General features: G+C 62.1%; 15 protein-coding genes. 10 read left to right on the top strand and 5 right to left on the bottom strand.

All coding sequences use genetic code 11. The annotated features are described in order from the left end of the window. The first annotated feature begins 34 nt into the window (after nt 1–34). Genes BLO80_RS10610 through BLO80_RS10600 form a run of 3 tightly spaced genes read left to right on the top strand, consistent with a single transcriptional unit; the run spans nt 35 to nt 2,409 of the window. Nucleotides 35–856 carry a molybdenum cofactor biosynthesis F family protein gene (locus BLO80_RS10610; protein ID WP_092333877.1) on the top strand — a complete coding sequence of 274 codons (822 nt, stop codon included), beginning with the start codon at nt 35–37 and terminating at the stop codon, nt 854–856. Beyond that, nucleotides 849–1,649: an SDR family NAD(P)-dependent oxidoreductase gene (locus BLO80_RS10605; protein WP_092333875.1), complete on the top strand. Its 801-nt coding sequence runs from the start codon at nt 849–851 to the stop codon at nt 1,647–1,649. The genes BLO80_RS10610 and BLO80_RS10605 overlap by 8 nt, the downstream gene beginning before the upstream one ends. Further along, nucleotides 1,642–2,409, top strand: a complete 768-nt coding sequence (locus tag BLO80_RS10600; RefSeq protein ID WP_092333873.1) for an SDR family oxidoreductase — start codon at nt 1,642–1,644, stop codon at nt 2,407–2,409. The genes BLO80_RS10605 and BLO80_RS10600 overlap by 8 nt, the downstream gene beginning before the upstream one ends. A 175-nt stretch (nt 2,410–2,584) precedes the next feature. Here the strand turns inward: BLO80_RS10600 and feaR are convergent, their stop codons facing one another. The 3 genes from feaR to BLO80_RS10585 form a co-directional block, all read right to left on the bottom strand. After that, a complete protein-coding gene (gene feaR, locus BLO80_RS10595) occupies nt 2,585–3,547 on the bottom strand; it encodes a transcriptional regulator FeaR (protein WP_092333871.1) in 963 nt (320 codons plus the stop codon). A gap of 124 nt (nt 3,548–3,671) precedes the next feature. Further along, complete coding sequence (locus tag BLO80_RS10590; RefSeq protein ID WP_175459481.1) at nt 3,672–4,292, bottom strand: DUF3156 family protein; 621 nt, start codon at nt 4,290–4,292, stop codon at nt 3,672–3,674. Beyond that, nucleotides 4,237–5,736 carry an APC family permease gene (locus BLO80_RS10585; protein ID WP_092333869.1) on the bottom strand — a complete coding sequence of 500 codons (1,500 nt, stop codon included), beginning with the start codon at nt 5,734–5,736 and terminating at the stop codon, nt 4,237–4,239. The genes BLO80_RS10590 and BLO80_RS10585 overlap by 56 nt, the downstream gene beginning before the upstream one ends. A 291-nt stretch (nt 5,737–6,027) precedes the next feature. Here BLO80_RS10585 and BLO80_RS10580 point away from each other — a divergent pair, with 291 nt between their 5' ends. Together BLO80_RS10580 and BLO80_RS10575 are read left to right on the top strand one after the other, a co-directional pair. Next, nucleotides 6,028–7,356 (top strand): alginate export family protein, encoded by a 1,329-nt coding sequence (locus BLO80_RS10580; RefSeq protein ID WP_092333867.1) that lies wholly within the window; start codon nt 6,028–6,030, stop codon nt 7,354–7,356. A 249-nt stretch (nt 7,357–7,605) separates the two neighbouring features. Beyond that, nucleotides 7,606–9,093 carry an aldehyde dehydrogenase family protein gene (locus BLO80_RS10575; protein WP_092333865.1) on the top strand — a complete coding sequence of 496 codons (1,488 nt, stop codon included), beginning with the start codon at nt 7,606–7,608 and terminating at the stop codon, nt 9,091–9,093. A gap of 827 nt (nt 9,094–9,920) precedes the next feature. Here BLO80_RS10575 and BLO80_RS10570 read toward each other — a convergent pair. After that, on the bottom strand, nt 9,921–10,928 hold the full coding sequence (locus BLO80_RS10570) for an ABC transporter substrate-binding protein (protein ID WP_092327918.1): 1,008 nt from the start codon (nt 10,926–10,928) through the stop codon (nt 9,921–9,923). A 202-nt stretch (nt 10,929–11,130) separates the two neighbouring features. Between BLO80_RS10570 and BLO80_RS10565 the strand changes: the two genes are divergently transcribed. Beyond that, nucleotides 11,131–12,141, top strand: a complete 1,011-nt coding sequence (locus BLO80_RS10565; protein ID WP_092327940.1) for a GlxA family transcriptional regulator — start codon at nt 11,131–11,133, stop codon at nt 12,139–12,141. 26 nt (nt 12,142–12,167) lie between these two features. On the opposite strand, the gene BLO80_RS10560 is transcribed toward BLO80_RS10565, so the two are convergent. Next, nucleotides 12,168–13,109, bottom strand: coding sequence for a LysR family transcriptional regulator (locus BLO80_RS10560; RefSeq protein WP_092327917.1), 942 nt, complete (start codon nt 13,107–13,109; stop codon nt 12,168–12,170). A 469-nt stretch (nt 13,110–13,578) separates the two neighbouring features. Between BLO80_RS10560 and BLO80_RS10555 the strand changes: the two genes are divergently transcribed. The 4 genes from BLO80_RS10555 to BLO80_RS10540 all read left to right on the top strand — a co-directional run bounded on the left by BLO80_RS10555 (nt 13,579) and on the right by BLO80_RS10540 (nt 17,593). Next, nucleotides 13,579–15,030, top strand: coding sequence for a sensor histidine kinase (locus tag BLO80_RS10555; RefSeq protein ID WP_092327915.1), 1,452 nt, complete (start codon nt 13,579–13,581; stop codon nt 15,028–15,030). 5 nt (nt 15,031–15,035) lie between these two features. Continuing rightward, nucleotides 15,036–15,677 (top strand): response regulator transcription factor, encoded by a 642-nt coding sequence (locus BLO80_RS10550; RefSeq protein WP_092327938.1) that lies wholly within the window; start codon nt 15,036–15,038, stop codon nt 15,675–15,677. 101 nt (nt 15,678–15,778) lie between these two features. After that, on the top strand, nt 15,779–16,153 hold the full coding sequence (locus BLO80_RS10545) for a response regulator transcription factor (RefSeq protein ID WP_092327914.1): 375 nt from the start codon (nt 15,779–15,781) through the stop codon (nt 16,151–16,153). Between the two features lie 237 nt (nt 16,154–16,390). Then, nucleotides 16,391–17,593 carry an NAD(P)/FAD-dependent oxidoreductase gene (locus tag BLO80_RS10540; protein WP_092327912.1) on the top strand — a complete coding sequence of 401 codons (1,203 nt, stop codon included), beginning with the start codon at nt 16,391–16,393 and terminating at the stop codon, nt 17,591–17,593. Nucleotides 17,594–17,761 lie beyond the last annotated feature (168 nt).

The following is a 17,761-nucleotide window of genomic DNA, read 5'->3' as shown; positions in this document are numbered from 1 at the left end:
CCGAGTGGCTAATTCAACCACCGGAGCCTTGCAAATGAGCACCTCTACAGACTGGATCACCGTCGGCGCCCTGGCCGATGGCTTTGCCCCCGAAGCCTTCATCCTGCCAAACCTGGCCGACCTGGACGGCAAGACGTTCACCCTGCATTTCGCCAATGGCTGGCAGATCGAGCATCGCTTCGAGCGGGACACCCTGACCTGGCACGCCGCCGATGGGCACTCCAGCGGCAACGCGATCTACCGGGCCACATCCGTGCGCCCGGGCCTGTACCTGGTGGACTTCATCAAGCGCGAAGGCGAGCTGACCTCGTCGATAAGCCTCGTGCTCGATACCGCCAGCGCCGCCTTCACCGCCGTGATCGGCCGCATGCCAAGCCAGCCAGAAACCGGCGAAGGCCTCTACAGCCGGGCGTTGGCCGGCAAGCCATTGACCTCGGTTCAAGCGCAGTTCCTGCATGGCAGCCTCGATCGTCCCTGGCAGCCTGGCCTGTGCCCGCACGCACCGACCACCGAGCTGGTGGGGCTGCGCAATCTGTATCGCTACAGCCCGAGCGAAGTCTACGAACACATTTATCTCAACGATCAGTTCTACTCGTGGCAGTGCCTCAAAGGCGTCGAGCAAGGCCTGTGCGACACCGATCGTTGCGACACCTACAAGATCGCCGATCAGTTGTACCTGTTCGTGTGGCGAGAAAAGATCATCCCGACCCTGGGGTTGGTGCTGATCGACCTGCAGCAGCATCGCAGCGACGGCAAGATCTTCGGCTATGCCGGTGAGTCCTTCGATGAGTTTTCCAATTTCCCGATCAGTTCCTACTGCCAGGTGCTCAATCAGACGGAGTATCCCGATGCCTGAATCACGCACCGTGGTGATCACCGGTGCCGGTACCGGCATCGGTGCCGCCTGCGCTCGCCTGTATGCCGCCGAAGGCGCCAACCTGGTGCTGATCGGCCGCCGTCGCGAGCCCCTGGAAGCACTCGCCGAGAACATCGGCGGCCTGGTGCTGGTGGGCGACGCGGCCTGTCCAGACACCTGGAACGGCTTCATCGAGCAGATCCGCACGCGCTACGGCCGGCTCGACGTGCTGCTCGCCTGTGCCGGTGGCTTGGGAATGGGCAGCGCCACTGAGACTCAGCCATCGGCCTGGGAAGCGGCCCTGCGCAGCAACCTCGGCAGCGCCTTCTACAGCGCCCGGGCGTGCTTGCCACTGCTGCAGGAAAGCGCCGGCAACATTGTGCTGATCGCCTCCATCGCCTCATTGGCGGCAGGCCCCCAGGTGTGCGGCTACACCACCGCCAAGCACGCACTGCTGGGCCTCAACCGCTCCCTGGCAAGGGATTACGGGCCTCACGGCGTACGGGTCAATGCGGTCTGCCCAGGCTGGGTCCGCACACCCATGGCCGATGAAGAAATGCAGGCATTGATGCAGTTCCATGGCGAAACGTTGCAGCAGGCCTATGACCGGGTCTGCGCCGACGTGCCGTTGCGCAGGGCTGCCAGTGCGGAGGAAATCGCCAACGTCTGCCGCTTCCTGGCCTCGCCCGATGCGTCGATCATCACCGGGGCGACGCTGGTGGCCGATGGCGGCTCCAGCATCGTCGACGTGCCGACACTGGCCTTCAGCCGGATGGAGGCCAGCGATGTCTGAGGACCTTGATTTCAGCGGCCAGACCGTACTGGTCACGGGCGGCGCCCAGGGCATTGGCCGGGCCATCGTCGAAGCGTTTGCCCTGCGCGGGGCACGCGTGGTCATTGCCGACCTGGGCCTGGCCCGCGCCGAGGCGGTAGCCGACGAACTGACGGCCGTGGGCTGTCAGGTGCAGGCGGTGGGCGTTGACCTGGCCGACGCGACGGCGATCTTCGAAATGATGACCGCGCTGGAACAGCGCTTGGGGAGGCTGGATACCCTGGTGCACAACGCCGGGTATTTCCCGTTGACGCCGTTCGCCGAGATCACCCCGGCGATGCTTGAGCGAACGCTGGCGGTAAACCTGTCGGCGCTGTTCTGGCTGACCCAGGCGGCGCTGCCGATGTTCCGGCGCCAGGGCCGAGGCTGCGTGCTGGTGACCTCCTCGGTCACCGGCCCGCGGGTGGCGTATCCGGGGCTCAGCCACTACGCGGCCTCCAAGGCCGGGGTCAATGGGTTCATTCGCAACGCCGCGCTGGAACTGGCGGCCGAGAATGTCCGCGTCAACGGGGTCGAGCCGGGCATGATCGCGACACCGGCCATGGCCAACCTGGGCGACGATGAAGTCAACCAGGACATTGCCCGCCGGGTGCCGCTGGGGCGATTGGGCCAACCAAGCGACATCGCCGGCGCCATGCTGTTCCTGGCGTCGAGCTTGGCCAGTTATGTGACCGGGCAGACTTTGGTGGTCGATGGGGGTTCGACGTTGCCGGAGGTTTGAACCTGAGTGGGGGGAGTCAGCTTGCGGTGGATGGACCACCGTCATCGCGAGCAAGCTCGCTCCCACACTTTCCAGTGTCACCCGCAAAACTCATGTTCAGCACAAATCCCTTTGTGAGAGCGAGCTTGCTCGCGATAGCGGTAGTTCAGACTACAAAGCCGTTAGATATCTCCACTCAAGCCATCCCCTGCCCCATCTGCAAACGGCTGGAACGAAACTCCTTGGGCGACAGCTCGAACTGCTTCTTGAACGAACGGCTGAAGTGCGCCGAATCGGTAAAGCCCCACTTGTAGGCGATCGAGGTAATGGACTCGTCCCGCAGGAACGGGTTGGTCAGGTCATCGGCGCTGCGCTTGAGGCGGGCCCGCTGGATGTAGCGGCAAACGCTGTCATCCTGCTCTTCGAACAAGCGATACAGATGCCGCACCGAAATATTCAGTCGATTGGCCAGGCCTACCGGGCTGAGGCCGGGCTGGGTCAGTGACTCGTCGATGACCTTCTGCACGTAGCTGCGCAAGTGACTGCCCTGCAAGGCCACTCCTTCGTCACGGCCATCGCTTCCCTGTTCCAGGGCCGAACCCAACAGTGAAACGAAGGCACTCTGCAAGGCTTCACCCTCGCCCGCCGCACCCTCGCCGTCCGGCGTGTCCTTGCACAGTTGGTCCATCAGCACATGCAGCATCCGTCCACACGCCTTGCTGGACGAAACCTTGCCGAAAGTCTTGGTTTCCCCGCCCAATTGTCGCGACACGTCCTGGCGAGACAAGGACAGCACTGCGTGCTCGATCAGGCCGAACGGGGTGATCTCAAGCGCCCCAACGGAATCCATCAACAACAATTCACCGGGCGCCAACTGGATGCTGCGACCGTTCTGGGTAATGCGACAGTAGCCACTGCGCTGGCTGACCAGAAGGCAATCCTGGTCATCATCATGATCGGCGCTGGGTGAGTGACGCTTGATGCTGCCGGCATTGGTGCGCAGGTTCGCCAGGGCAAGGCCACCCCGATGGAAATTCGACACCTCACCAATGAACAACGCGCGATTGAAGGCCAGCTCGGTATCGAAGTGACCGCAAGTCGCCCGCAGATCCCGGGTCCAGATGTCCAGACCGTCCTGCCCAACCTGTTGCATGCTCATGGCATTCTCCGCAGTGGCTTTGTTGTTTTTGTGCGGTAATAGTTAACATGTTATCTATATACGCGCAACAAGTACCTGATCGCCAGAGCAGTAGCAGGAATGATGCCAGGACAGCACAACAGGATCAGAGCGTTGCCAACACCCGCTGCAGGCTGCTCAAGGTCACCAGCAAGACGCCGCGCTGCTCGCGACTCAACGGGATATAACGACGAAAGGCCGGCATGCGATTGACCACTTCGCTACCGCCCATGTGCTCCAGGCGCACGCACCACTGGCGCCCCTGCAGATCGATGCGCAGCCGTTTGAAATCCAGCGGCATGAGGGCCTGATACAACGCAGGATCCCTCTCCACGGCCGCCTGCAACCGGGCCGCCAGGTCACTGCGCCCGTCCCGCTGCCGGCAACGAATGCCGCTGCGCCGCAAAGCCCCACCGTGGTGCAGTTCCAGGCGTGCCGTGCCCTCTCGGGAAGCAGGCACGCGCAGGACGAACTCGGTCATCACCAAGTGCATCAACAACTGCGACTCGGTGCGTTCGACGATCTCCAAGTGCAAGCTGCCGTCGTCGGTGACTGCCGTGGCCATGGCCGGACCCGCGACCTCGAATCGTGCCAATGCGAGGTTGCGCCGCAGATGCTCCAGGGTCACCCCGGGCCGATAACCGGCCGGGGCGCGCTGGGTGCCGAACAACTCAGACAGTTTTTGCAGCAGGGACGATAAACTCGCCCGCAGGTTGCCCTGGCTCATGGGAAAACTCCTTGGCCAACACGTCTTCCACCGACGCTGGCTTGAATGGATTGACCTTCTGCACCACCAGGGTCCAGAACAAGGCGTACGCCGCGGTGCCACCGAGCATCACCGCGAAGGGCACGTAGATGTCCGCCGGATTCATGCCAGGTGGGGTGATGAACCACATGCCCAACCCAATGCCGACACTGGACAGGATCTGTGGCAATGGGAACCACGGCGAGCGATAGGCGCGCGGCAGATCAGGGCGACGAATCCGCAGGCTGACCACCGACACGGTCACCAACAGGTAGGCAAAACTCCAGGCACACACCGCGGCCAGCACCAGGTGCATGATGTTGTCGGGATTGCCGCCCAGCCACAGCGCATGCAGGCAAGGAATCAGCATCGCCACCAGGATGCACACCAATGGCGTCTTGAAGCGTGGATGCAGATAAGTGAAGACCTTCGGCAATGCGCCGTCCACCGCCATGCCATAGAGAATCCGCGGCACGCCGGCCATCAGGGTGTTGATGGTCGCCGCACCGGCAAACAGAAAGCCAATGCCCAGCCACATCGGGCCGATATCGCCCATGACCTGCTCGGCGAACCGTGGAATCGCCATGGGGGTGTCCAGCAGATGCACGCCGCTGGTGGCATCGAGCAGCACGTTTTCCACCTGGCGCTTCATCGCCGCGCCATAGATGAACATGCAGGTGGCAACGCTGAACAAGCCCAGCATCATCGCCCGAGGCATGGTCCGGGCGGAGTGGCGCAGGTCCGGCGCCAGCGGCGTGACGAATTCGCAGCCGACAAACATGAACATGGCCATGCCCACCAGCGACAGCACCGTGACCAGGTCGGTGCCCACCACGGACACGCCGAACCAGCCCTCCAGCTCCACCGCCGGCGCGGCGATCAGGCCCAACACGCCGAACACCATCAAGGTGGTCCACATGCCGAACGTCAGGATGATTTCGGCCCGGCCAAAAGCACTGACGCCGAACGCATTGAGTACGCCAAACACCACCACGAACCCCACGCCCAGCAACCAGGAACCGCCTGCCGATTCGGCCAGGGTGTTGAGGTGTTCGAAGTTCACCAGGGCCATGACCCCGGCCAGGATGGTCTCGGCGGTGCCGGCGAACACATGGACAATCAGATAAGCCGACAAGGTGCCAGTGATCGCGAAGAAACGCCCCATGCCACAGTTGATGTAGTCATAGACCGAGCCGGTGGTCGGGAGAATCGATGCCGCCTCGGCGAACGTCGTCGCCTGGGCCAGCATCATCACCGCGGCGATCAGCATCGCCAAGGCAAAGGCGCTGCCGCCGATGCCAAAGCCCATGGTCGCAGTGAGAATCACGGGGCTTGCCATGATCAGGCCAATGGTGCTGGCCAACGCGGTGGGAAAACCCACCGAACCCCGGTTCAAGTGTTCGGTGAGCCTGTCATTGATCGACATCGTGCAGATCCTCGAAAGCGGATTTTTAGTATGGATGCCACTGCCGTCCAGGAGCCGGCGATCATGCCCTCCCCAACCGGTCCCTGATCGAAACGGCGTTGCGTACAGCCTTACTCTGCGCCGCCCTGCCTCGGGCGTCTTGCCCGTGTCTGCCGCCGGTTTTGTTGCTGCCTGCCAACGCTGCCGCGCTGGCGGCCTGGATCAACTCCATGGCAGGCAGGTGAAAGACTTCCCTAGGTGCCGCTCCCTTTAATGCGCGCTCTGCTGTCCTATCACACAGGGGAATCCACCATGGAGCACACACGCCGTACACCTTTGCTGCGCAATGCCATCGGCTTGGGCATCGCCCTGCTGGTCGCCGATTCATCGGCTCACGCTTATGAGCTTTACGCCGACGAAGACACCACCGTCACCGGCAACTTCCTGGCGGTCTACGGGCTGTTCAACAGCCGCAAGAACTACGACGGCACCGCCGGTGGTTCGAGCTGGCGCGAAGGCTTCATCAAGTATGGCCTGAGTATCGACCAGACGCTCGGAGGCCTGGGCAGTGTCTACGGGACGGCCAACCTGGTCAGTTCCGGGACCTGGGGCGACGGCGATGCGGCGGGCCTGAGCGATGGCTCCGAACGCACCACAAAGTTCGATGAAGCCTTCGCGGGCTGGCGCTCGGGGGATCTGTTCCCGGCACTGGGCAAGGACGGCGTTGACCTGTCCTACGGCCGCCAGGTGATCACCCTCGGCGATGGCTTCATCATCAACGACGACGGCCTGAACCTGGGCAAAGGCGTGGCCGATGGTGAGTTCAACCGCGGCGGCGCCTATTACCTGGCGGCCCGGCATGCCTTCGACAAGACCGCCGTGCTGCGCCTGGGCGGCAAGGAAGGCGTGCATGGCAGCCTGATGTGGCTCAAGTCCGACAACCGCGCCCAGGCCAACACCGAAATGGCCGCCGGCACCCTGGAATACACCGCCGCGCCTGGCACCCTGGGGCTGACCTATATCCACGGCATCGATGTCGATGACCGCTACGCCAGCGATTTCCAGAAGCAGCGCGACGGCATGGACATCTACAGCCTGCGCGGCGCTGGCAATGCCGGCATCGAAAATGCCCACTTCTCCTTCGAGTACGCCTGGCAAGACAAGGACGCGGGCCCGGAGAAAGCCTGGTACGCCGAAGCTGGCTACACCTTCGCCGACCTGCCCTGGACACCAGACCTGACCTATCGCTACAGCCGCTATTCCAAAGACTGGGACTCGATGTTCAACGGCCAGAACCGCGGCTATGGCACCTGGTTCCAGGGTGAAGTGGCGGGTAACTATGCCGGCCCGTTCAACAGCAACACCGCCATCCAGCACGTCGGCCTCAAGCTCAAACCGACGGAAACCGTGACCCTTGGTGCGCTGTTCTTCGACTACCAGACCCTGCACACCCGTCAAGCGCTGAACCTCGACGCGCGGGAGCTGGATCTGTACGTGGAATGGGCGGTGAACGAACACCTGATCGTCACGCCGCTGGTGGGTTTGTACAAGCCGCAGAAGGATGCGGACAACGGTGGCAATCAGGTCGGTGGCAACGGCACCAACGTCTACAGTCAGTTGGTGGTGGCGGTTCCGTTCTGACAACCAACCGCAGGAGCTGCCGCAGACTGCGATCCTTTGATCTTTCGCTTGAGACTCGATTCGCTTGAGACTCAAGCGTCGGGGGAAAGATCGCAGCCTCGCTCCGCTCGTCAGCTCCTACGGGTAGCGATTACCTTGTTCCCCGCGGGCTGGCAGCCACAGACATACCGCGAGGCAGGCACAGTCAAGCCGGGCGGTCGTGCCGGGATTACTCTCGGGCTTTCCCTTGTTCGCGATCAGGAAACCCTCATGAGCGATATTGCCCTGCTGCCTCAGGTCGAAGCCTTTCTCGGTCGACGCCACGCCCTGTTCATCGACGGAGGCTATGTCGAAAGCCAGAGCCACCAGACGCTGGATGTGGTCAACCCCGCCACCGGCCACGTCATCGCCCAGGTCAGCGACGCCAGCCCCAGCGACATCGATGCGGCGGTGCAGTCGTCCCGTCGCGGCTTCAAGCAGTGGTCTCAAACCGCGCCGGCGGTGCGTGGCCATGTGCTGCTCAAGTTGGCGGACCTGTTGGAACGCAACCGCGAAGAGCTGGCGCAGATCGAAACCTGCCAGTCGGGGAAGATCATCCACATCTCCCGGGCCTTCGAAGTCGACCAGGCCGCACATTTCCTGCGCTACTACGCCGGCTGGGCGACCAAGATCAATGGCGAGACGATCACCCCCTCGTTGCCCTCCTTCGCGGGCGAGCGCTACACCGCGTTCACCTTGCGCGAACCGGTTGGGGTGGTGGTCGGTATCGTGCCGTGGAATTTCTCCACCATGATCGCCATCTGGAAACTGGCCTCAGCCCTGGTGACCGGTTGCAGCGTCATCATCAAGCCCAGCGAGTTCACCCCCCTGACCATTCTGCGTATCGCCGAACTGGCCATGGAGGCCGGCCTGCCGGCTGGTGCCCTGAATGTGTTGACGGGCGGCGGCCAGGTGGGCAAAGGTCTGATCGAACACCCGGGCACCAACAAGGTTTCATTCACCGGTTCCGTGCCCACCGGCCTGGCGGTGGGCCAGGCGGCCATGGGTGCCGGGTTGACCCGGGCGACCCTGGAATTGGGCGGGAAGAATGCGGCGGGGTTCCTGAGCGACATCGACTCCGAGGTGGCGGTCAACGGCATCATCGAGGCGGGTTTTCTGCATTCGGGACAAATCTGCGCGGCGGCGGAACGGTTCTTCGTCCACCGCTCGCAGATCGAGTCGATCATGGACAAACTGGCCCAGCGCCTGGGCAAACTCACCATCGGCTCGCCCCTGGACGAGCGCACCGAATTCGGCCCGGTAACCAACCGCCAGCATCAGCACAAACTCGCGGAATTCTTCGCCAAGGCCCGTGCGCAGAACAACACCATCATCCACGGCGGCAAGCTGATCGATGGGCCGGGGTGCTACGTCGAGCCGACCATCATCCTCGCCAATCGCCGCGACGACGCCTTGCTCAACGAAGAAACCTTCGGCCCGATCGCCACGTTCTTTCCTTATGACACTGAGGACGAACTGCTGGAACTGATGAACGACACGCCCTACGGCCTGAGCGCCAGCCTGTGGACCAACGACCTGGGCAAGGCCCTGCGCATGGTCCCCGCCATCGAAGCGGGCACGGTATGGGTGAACATGCACACCCTGCTCGACCCGGCCGTGCCTTTTGGTGGCAGCAAATCTTCCGGGGTGGGCCGTGAGTTCGGCGGTGCATTCATCGACGACTACACCGAACTGAAATCGGTGATGATCCGCTACTGAGCAAAAAGGGCTCTGGAGCAACACCCCAGAGCCCCTCCCCAGCCAAAATCCCCTTTGTGGGAGCGAGCTTGCTCGCGATAGCGGACTATCAGCCAACCATGATGCCGACTGACACAACGCCATCGCGAGCAAGCTCGCTCCCACATGGGTTCTTCGGTGTCCACAGATCCAGTATCTGCCCGCAATCCCTTGTGGGAGCTGAGCTTGCTCGCGATAGCGGACCGTCAGCAATGATGATGCCGACTGACACAACGCCTTCGCGAGCAAGCTCGCTCCCACATGGGTTCTTCGGTGTCCACAGATCCAGTATCCGCCCGCAATCCCTTGTGGGAGCTGAGCTTGCTCGCGATAGCGGACTATCAGCCAACCATGATGCCGACTGACACAACGCCATCGCGAGCAAGCTCGCTCCCACATAGGTTCTTCGGTGTCCAGAGATCCAGTATCCGCCCGCAATCCCTTGTGGGAGCTGAGCTTGCTCGCGATAGCGGACTATCAGCCAACCATGATGCCGACTGACACAACGCCATCGCGAGCAAGCTCGCTCCCACAGTTTTTTCCGAGTCGTCCAAGGCATCCGCGACCACCACAGTTTCACCGCTGGCAGGCGTTGACCGCTGGGACTCGGCCGCGCCAGGGTTGGGCGCGTTCCAGCTGGGCGGCCAGGGCCAGCAAGGTGTTTTCCTCGCCAAAGCGCCCGGCAAAATGTGCCCGATTGACCCGACCTTTGATGATTCCAGGGCTTATGGGTCAAAGCTCAGGCAAGTTCCATTCCGCCCCGTGGACCGGTCGTGCGATTGTGCCGAAAACGGATAACCGGCCCGGATTCAGCTGCCGGCGTCGGCATGGGCCTCTTCGAAGAAATAGTCCTTCCAGCTGTCGGCCTTGTTTTTCAACACGCCCAGTTCATGCAGTTTTTCGGCATAGATGTAGGTGCGTTGCGGAACGACGGTGAAGTCGATTTCGGGGTCGGTGACGATTTTTTCCACCAGCGTCAGCGGCAACTTGGACTGTTCAACGCGGATATAAGTCTGGGCAGCGGCCGGCTTGTCGGCCTTGATGATGCCCTGCGCCTCCACCAAGGCATCGTAGAACGCCTTGTAGGTCTTGGGGTTTTCGTCGTGGAATTTTTCCGTGGTGTAGAGCACGTTGAACGTCGCCGGCCCGCCCAGCACATCATAGGAACTGAGCACCTTGTGCACATTGGGGCTTTGCAGTGCCTGGTACTGGAACGGTGGGCTGGAGAAGTGCGAATTGATCTCCGACTGGCCGGCGATCAGCGCCGCCGTCGCATCCGGGTGTGGAAGGCTGACCGAGATGTCGTCAAATTTCTTGAAGTGATCGTTGCCGAACACCTTGGCGGTTTCGATCTGCAACGTGCGCGACTGGAATCCGACCCCTGCGGCCGGGACAGCGATCCGGTCCTTGTCGGTGAAGTCCTTCAGGCTCTTCACGTTCGGGTTGTTGGTCAGCAGGTAGTTGGGCATCGACCCCAGCGAGGCGATGGCCTTGACGTTCTGCTTGCCGCGGGTCCGATCCCAGATCGTCAGCATCGGTGGAACACCTGCCGACACCACATCCAGAGCGCCGGTCAGCAAGGCCTCATTCATCGCCGTCGCGCCGGAAATGCTGTTCCAGTCCACTTTGATATCCAGGCCCTGGGCCTTGCCATGCTTCTCGATGAGCTGCTGGTCACGCACCACATCCAGGATCAGGTAGCCGATACCGAATTGCTGGGCGATGCTGATCTTGCCCTCGGCGTGGGCCAAGGGATTGAGCAGCGCAGCGGCCGCCAGGGAAACCAACAAGGTGAGCGCAGGACTCTTGAAAGCCATGGTCTGGTGAACCTCACAGTAGGAAAGACTGAAGGCCAGGACTTTAAAGCTATAAGAATATTATTTTAAATACCTTAATAGCATATCAATAGCACCTAAATGTTCGGCATCCGAGTCCATGAAATAGCCCTCACGAGCACGTTCCCTTGATAACCTTGCAGGCCTCCCTGACGAACACCAGCGCGAAGCGAACATGAACGAGATGACCCTGGCTATCGGCATCGCCGCCGAGTCCGTTTCCCAGCCGCGCACCCTGGTATTCCTGGCCTACCCGCAGATGGGTTTGCTGGACCTGACCGGGGCCCAGACCGTGTTCTGGGCCGCCACCAAAGCCATGACCGAGCGCGGCCTGCCCGGCTACGCCATGCACACCGCGAGCCTGGCTGGCGGGTTGATGCAAAGCGCCGAAGGCCTGGTCGTGGATACCCGTGCCCTGCATGAGCTCGACGGAACGCTCATCGACACGCTGATCGTCCCCGGCGCACCGGACATTCGGCAGGCAATGATCGACTGTGTCGACCTGGTGCACTGGTTGCGCAAGGCCTCGGTCCAGGCCAGGCGCACCGCATCGGTGTGCAGCGGTACCTTCCTCATGGCCCAGGCCGGCTTGCTGGACGGACGCCGGGCCGCCACCCATTGGGCCATGTGCGAGATGCTCAAGAGCGGTTTCCCGTCGGTTGAAGTGGACCTCGATGCGATCTTCATCCAGCAGGGCAACGTGTGGACCTCGGCCGGTGTCAGTGCCGGCATCGACATGGCCCTGGCATTGGTCGAAGCCGACTGTGGTCGCGATGTGGCCTTGCAGGTAGCCCGTGAGCTGGTGGTGTTTCTCAAGCGCCCCGGCGGGCAGGCGCAGTTCAGCCAACTGTTGCAATTGCAGATGCAAGAGAGCGCCGGCTTCGATGAACTGCACGTGTGGATTTCCGAGCACCTGGACGACAACGACCTCACCGTCGAACGGCTGGCCCGCCAGGCCAGAATGAGCCCGCGCAATTTTGCCCGGGTCTATAAACGCCAGACCGGCCGAACCCCGGCCAAAGCCATCGAGATGTTCCGCCTTGAAGCGGCGCGTCGAATGCTCGAAGACTCTCAGCGCAACATCGACCAGATCGCCCGATCCTGCGGTTTCGGTGACGAGGAACGAATGCGCCACACGTTTCAGCGCCATCTCTCGATATCCCCCCGGGAATATCGCAGCCGGTTTTCTCGCTGAGTGCGAAACCCTTGCGCAACTGTCCGTCAGGCTACTCGCCTGGATTGCTCCTGCGGATCGGCCTGCTCAGCCAGGAGCGCGCTGCAACGGGAACGCAACCAACGCTCCCCGGGATCATTGTGCGTAGCGCCGCGCCAGACCATGGAAAGCTCATGCCGGGGCAAGCAGATCGGGACCGCTTGCACCCGCATGCCGGTCACCACGGCCATCGCCTGGGCAACGTAATCCGGCACGATGGCAATCATGTCGCTCTGGGCCAGCAGCACGGGCAAGGCGCTGAACTGGGGCACGGTCAACACCACCCGGCGCTGTCGGCCCATCAGGCATAACGCGCGGTCCGAATCATCGATGACATTGCCCATGGACGATACGACGGCATGGGGCCGACGGCAGAATTCATCCAGGGTCAGCTCGCCGGGCTGCGAATCGGCGCGCAACAACATCGGTCGAATCGGCCGCAGTGTCTTGCGCCGGGCATTGGCCGGCAGCTCCAGCGTCGGGCTGATGCCCAGGGAAATCTCGCCACTGACCAACAGCTGGGAGACCTGCCACTGATCGGTCCGGCGCACCACCAAGGTGGTGCCCGGTGCCTCGACCCGCAGGCGACGCAACAGCTCCGGCAGCAGGGCGTACTCGACGTCATCGCAAAGGCCGATATGGAAGGTCGCCTCGCTGGTGGCCGGCTCGAACGCCTGGCAGCGACTCAAGGCGGCGGCGATGCCGTCCAGGGCCGGTGACAGGTTAGAGAAGATTTCCCGCGCCCGGAAGGTCGGTTCCATCAACCGCCCCGAACGGATGAACAAGGGATCATCGAACATCAACCGCAAGCGCGCCAGGGCACTGCTGATCGTTGGCTGGCCGAGAAACAGCTTTTCGCTGACGCGGGTCACGTTTCGCTCGTGCATCATGGTTTCGAAGACCACCAGCAGATTGATGTCAGCACGACGCAGGTCATTTCTGTTCATCATAGTCGTCGCCCCAGGCGCCAGGCCATTGAGTCGGAAGTGGACAAGATCATCGCCTGCGCCCTCCATCAAGGCCTACGGCGACGAGGTGTTGAAAGCGTAATCCCCCGAGGCACGCCAGGTCTGTTGTACGTGGGGACACTCGACTCACCCTTTGGGCAACGTCGTCGATACCTCGGTATATATCCAGGCCTTGGCGAACACCGCCTTTGTGGCGAGGGAGCTTGCTCCCGCCGGGCCGCGCAGCGGCCCCCTCCCTTTGGCACAGCTTGGCGGGATTTCAGGGTTTTATGTCCTACCTCAGGCAAAGCGGCGCTTCTAAGATACAAACCGATGCTCTGTCGCCCCGACATCCAGAGCGAGACCACGTAAAAACAAAAGGTCTGCCAGCGTGCCCCTACCCTCCGCGATGCTCAAGAACGTCTATGACAGCCTTCGATACAGCCCAAGCCAGAGCGGGCCTAGGCCGTCGATGGGAATCAGCACCCACCCGCTGATCAACGCTCTCGGCTGGGCGGTGGGCCTGGTGGTGGCCTGCGGCATTGTCATCATCAACTCCGAAACCCATTCCGACCTGGCGCCAACCCTGCTGTACATCACCTTGCTGTTGATGGCGGCCAATCTGTTCTCCATCAATCTGGTGATCACCGTCGCGCTGATGTGCATGGGCTTACTCACCGCGATGTTCTTGTACAACGGCGGCTATCACCGCTGGGAATCGACCACCGGCTTCTTCCGCTGCCTGACCGCGCTGTCCGCCATAGCTTTCCTGGCCCTGCGCAGCAAGCAGGCTTCCGACAACCTGCGGCACAACGAGGCTTACCTGACCGGCGCCCAGCGCCTGAGCCAGACTGGCAGCATGGGCTTTCGCGGTGATCGACAAGCGTTGTCCTGGTCGGAGGAATCGGCACGGATTTTCGAGTACCCGCCCAGCAAGACGCCAACGGTGTCGATGCTGCTGGAACGAACCCATCCTGAAGACCTGGAGTTGGCACGCGGGGTTTTCCAGCAGGCCGCCGCTGGCGAACCGCAGATCGAGGTCAAGCTGCGGCTGCTGATGCCTGATGGGCGCATCAAGCACATTCACATGATCGCCAGTCCCCTGCTCGTCCAACATGGCCGTTTCCAGTATCTCGGCGCCCTCATGGACGTGACGGCCAGCAAGCAGGCCGAAGAAGCGTTGTTTCGCACCCAGAGCCAACTGGCCCACGTCACTCGCTTGACCTCACTGGGGGAAATGGCCGCGTCCATTGCCCACGAGGTCAATCAGCCACTGACGGCCATCACCAGCAGCGGCGAGGCCTGTCGCCGCTGGCTCAAGCGCCCGGAACCCGATCTCGGGGAAGCCCTGGATTGCCTCGACCGAATCGTCGCCAACGGCTGTCGCGCCAGCGAGGTCATCAACGGTATCAGGGCGCTGTCGCGCAAGTGCGACCCGTTGCGCCAGCCCGAGCGACTGGACGACATCGTCCGCGAGACCCTGAACCTGGTCCAGCAACAACTGGCTCATCATAAAGTCCGGGCCAAGGTGGATCTGGCAGCGCCAAACGACCAGGTCAGCGCAGACCGGGTGCAACTGCAGCAAGTGATCATCAACCTGATCATCAATGCCTGTCACGCCATGGACGGGGTCAAGGTACACACACGAACCCTGCATATACGCACCTGGACGGAGAGTGACGAAGTGCTGCTGGAGGTGACTGACCACGGACCCGGCATTGCCCCCGAGGTCTTGCCGTGCTTGTTCAATGCGTTTTTCACCACCAAGGAAAACGGCCTGGGCATGGGCCTGTCCATCTGCCGGTCCATCATCGACTTCCATGACGGCAGGATCTGGGCGACCAGCGAGGCCGGCCAGGGCACCTCGTTCAGGTTCGCACTGCCGCGGCTCACTGGCACCGCTCTGTCGGGGGGTGGGCAATGACCTCCATGCAGTCCGCAAGCCCGATCGTCGACAACGCCCCCATCGTCTATATCGTTGATGACGACGCACCGCTGTGCCAATCCCTCGGCAGCCTGCTGCGCTCCATCGGCTTGCAGGTCCATCTGTTCGGTTCGGTCGCGCAGTTCATGAACCATCCCAGGCCCGACCAGCCCAGTTGCCTGGTCCTGGATGTGCGCCTGCAAGGCACCAGCGGCCTGGATTGCCAGCGGGAGCTCGCCGCGGCCAACGTTCGACTGCCGATTGTGTTCATGACCGGTCACGGTGACATCGCCATGACCGTGCGGGCGATGAAGGCCGGTGCCGTGGATTTCCTCGCCAAACCGTTGCGCGAACAAGACCTGATCGACGCTGTGACCGCCGCCCATCACCAGGACCGCCAGCGGCGCGACGCCGAACGCAGCCACCGGCAAGTGCTTGACCGCTACGCCACCTTGACGCCCCGGGAGCAACAGGTCATGGCACTGGCGGTGTCAGGCCTGATGAACAAACAGATCGCCGGGGAGCTGGGTTTGAGTGAGATCACGGTCAAGATCCACCGTGGCCAGGCCATGCGCAAGATGTGCGCACGCTCGTTTGCCGATCTGGTGCGCATGGCCCAGGTGCTTGAACTGCGCGGCGAGCGGTAGAAAGTTCATACACACGTATACTTGGCGGGGCCACCGGACGGCGTATCTTGCAGTGACACAGGGGGCCTTATGGCTACCTGATATCACTTCCAGGTATCGACATGTCCAGCACTGCAATCATTTCAATCATTGATGACGATGAGTCAGTTCGAATTGCATTGGATGGTTTGTTACGTTCCCACGGATATCGGGTTGAAACATACGCCAGCGCCTTGGATTTTTTGTCTTCCTGCGAACTTGAAAACACAGCGTGCCTGATATCGGATATTCAAATGCCTGGTATGACGGGCATTCAGATGTACGATCGATTGTCGACCCTGGGCATTCATCCCCCGATAATCTTCATCACCGGATACCCTGGCGTGCCCCCTCGTGTCAGCGCCGGTACGCCTGAGCCGGTGGCGTTTTTCCCGAAACCCTTCGACTGCGCCGAATTGATCGCCTGCATCGAATCGGTACTTGTCCGGTCTGCTTGACTGCGTCGCGCCCTCATACCTTCGTATAGATCCCCCCTACCCAGGCATAGGCCCGATGACCTTATGTAGAAGTGTTAAACACAGGTCCTGCCAATAAGCTTCCCTACAGCGAACCGAAACTGAATGTGCTCGATGGCAACTCATTGCTGCCAGGCGCTTTTGGGGTACTTCGCGACACGGTCACGCTGAAACAGTTGAACCATTCAACGTATCGATTTTTGTCTTCGGGAGCTCATCATGAAACAACGTATTCTGGTTGTCGGCGCAGGCTTCGGTGGGGTCTGGAGCGCATTGAGCGCGGCCCGGCTGCTGGACCAACACGACCGTCATGACGTGGAGATCAGCGTCCTGGCCCCCCAAGCCGAGCTGCGCATTCGTCCCCGTTTCTACGAGCCGGACGTCCACACCATGGCGGCGCCGCTGGGTGAGCTGTTCGACGCGGTGGGCGTGAAATTCGTCCAGGGTTCTGCGAGCAGCATTGATGTCGAGAACAAGCGGGTTGGTTACGTCGATGTGTTCGGTACCCAGGGCACCCTGAGCTATGACCGACTGGTGCTCGCGGCGGGCAGCCGGTTGGTTCGCCCCGACCTTGAAGGCATGATCGAGCATGCCTTCGACGTTGATGAAATCGAACAGGCCACCCGTCTCGAAGCCCATATCAAGTCGCTGAAAAATCTGCCGGACAGCCCGGCCCGCAACACCGTGGTGGTGGCCGGTGGCGGCTTTACCGGGATCGAAACCGCCACCGAAATGCCCGCACGCCTGCGCGCGGTCCTCGGCGAGGACGCGGACATCCGGGTCATCGTGGTGGATCGCGGGCCGCAGATTGGCGCAGCGTTGGGCGACGGCATACGTCCATCCATTGTCGAAGCGTCCGAGCACCTGGGTATCGAGTGGATCCTCAACGCCTCGGTCGAATCGGTGGACGCCACGGGTGTCACCCTGTCGAGCGGCCAGCGTATCGAGTCCCATACCGTGATCTGGACCGTGGGGTTCCGCGCCAGTCCCTTGACCCAGCAGGTACCCGCTACCCGCGATCGCCAGGGTCGCCTGCACGTCGATGCCAACCTGAAAGTCCTGGGCCAGAACGACATATTCGCCAGCGGTGACGTGGCCTACGCCGCCACCGACACGCTGGGCAACTATGCGGTGATGTCCTGCCAGCACGCCATCGCCCTGGGCCGCTATGCCGGCAACAACGTCGCGGCCGACTTGCTGGGCGTCGCGCCGATGGCCTACAGCCAACCCAAGTATGTGACCTGCCTGGACCTGGGTGCCTGGGGCGCGGTGTACACCGAAGGCTGGGATCGCCAGCTCAAGTTGGTCGGGCAGGAAGCCAAGGAGCTCAAGACCCAGATCAACACGGTGTGGATCTACCCGCCCGCGGCTGATCGCGCAACCGCCCTGGCCGCCGCCGACCCGTTGATCCCGGTAGCCTGAAACCCGTTTCCGCCCCCACCAATCCCTCCTTTTTCGCCGGCCTTTCCCAGACGCCTGCCAACGATCCTTGGGCAGGCGTTTTTTCCGGCGCTCGTCCCCAAGCCAGCCTGAATATCGTCACTGCCCAGCAAAATCCGTATCAATGCCCGCCCACCGCCCTCCGTGCAC

The sequence above is a fragment of the Pseudomonas sp. NFACC56-3 genome (assembly GCF_900100025.1).
GTDB classification, from domain to species: Bacteria; Pseudomonadota; Gammaproteobacteria; order Pseudomonadales; family Pseudomonadaceae; genus Aquipseudomonas; species Aquipseudomonas fluorescens_AA.
The sequence above is the reverse complement of the archived record's forward strand: the minus strand, read 5'-3'. Positions and strand labels throughout refer to the sequence as shown.

Bases quoted from the DNA above. Each gene is read 5' to 3' on its own strand.
- BLO80_RS10610 (WP_092333877.1), top strand. From the start codon at position 35: ATGAGCACCTCTACAGACTGGATCACCGTCGGCGCCCTGGCCGATGGC.
- BLO80_RS10605 (WP_092333875.1), top strand. From the start codon at position 849: ATGCCTGAATCACGCACCGTGGTGATCACCGGTGCCGGTACCGGCATC.
- BLO80_RS10600 (WP_092333873.1), top strand. From the start codon at position 1,642: ATGTCTGAGGACCTTGATTTCAGCGGCCAGACCGTACTGGTCACGGGC.
- feaR (WP_092333871.1), bottom strand. From the start codon at position 3,547: ATGAGCATGCAACAGGTTGGGCAGGACGGTCTGGACATCTGGACCCGG.
- BLO80_RS10590 (WP_175459481.1), bottom strand. From the start codon at position 4,292: ATGAGCCAGGGCAACCTGCGGGCGAGTTTATCGTCCCTGCTGCAAAAA.
- BLO80_RS10585 (WP_092333869.1), bottom strand. From the start codon at position 5,736: ATGTCGATCAATGACAGGCTCACCGAACACTTGAACCGGGGTTCGGTG.
- BLO80_RS10580 (WP_092333867.1), top strand. From the start codon at position 6,028: ATGGAGCACACACGCCGTACACCTTTGCTGCGCAATGCCATCGGCTTG.
- BLO80_RS10575 (WP_092333865.1), top strand. From the start codon at position 7,606: ATGAGCGATATTGCCCTGCTGCCTCAGGTCGAAGCCTTTCTCGGTCGA.
- BLO80_RS10570 (WP_092327918.1), bottom strand. From the start codon at position 10,928: ATGGCTTTCAAGAGTCCTGCGCTCACCTTGTTGGTTTCCCTGGCGGCC.
- BLO80_RS10565 (WP_092327940.1), top strand. From the start codon at position 11,131: ATGACCCTGGCTATCGGCATCGCCGCCGAGTCCGTTTCCCAGCCGCGC.
- BLO80_RS10560 (WP_092327917.1), bottom strand. From the start codon at position 13,109: ATGATGAACAGAAATGACCTGCGTCGTGCTGACATCAATCTGCTGGTG.
- BLO80_RS10555 (WP_092327915.1), top strand. From the start codon at position 13,579: ATGGGAATCAGCACCCACCCGCTGATCAACGCTCTCGGCTGGGCGGTG.
- BLO80_RS10550 (WP_092327938.1), top strand. From the start codon at position 15,036: ATGCAGTCCGCAAGCCCGATCGTCGACAACGCCCCCATCGTCTATATC.
- BLO80_RS10545 (WP_092327914.1), top strand. From the start codon at position 15,779: ATGTCCAGCACTGCAATCATTTCAATCATTGATGACGATGAGTCAGTT.
- BLO80_RS10540 (WP_092327912.1), top strand. From the start codon at position 16,391: ATGAAACAACGTATTCTGGTTGTCGGCGCAGGCTTCGGTGGGGTCTGG.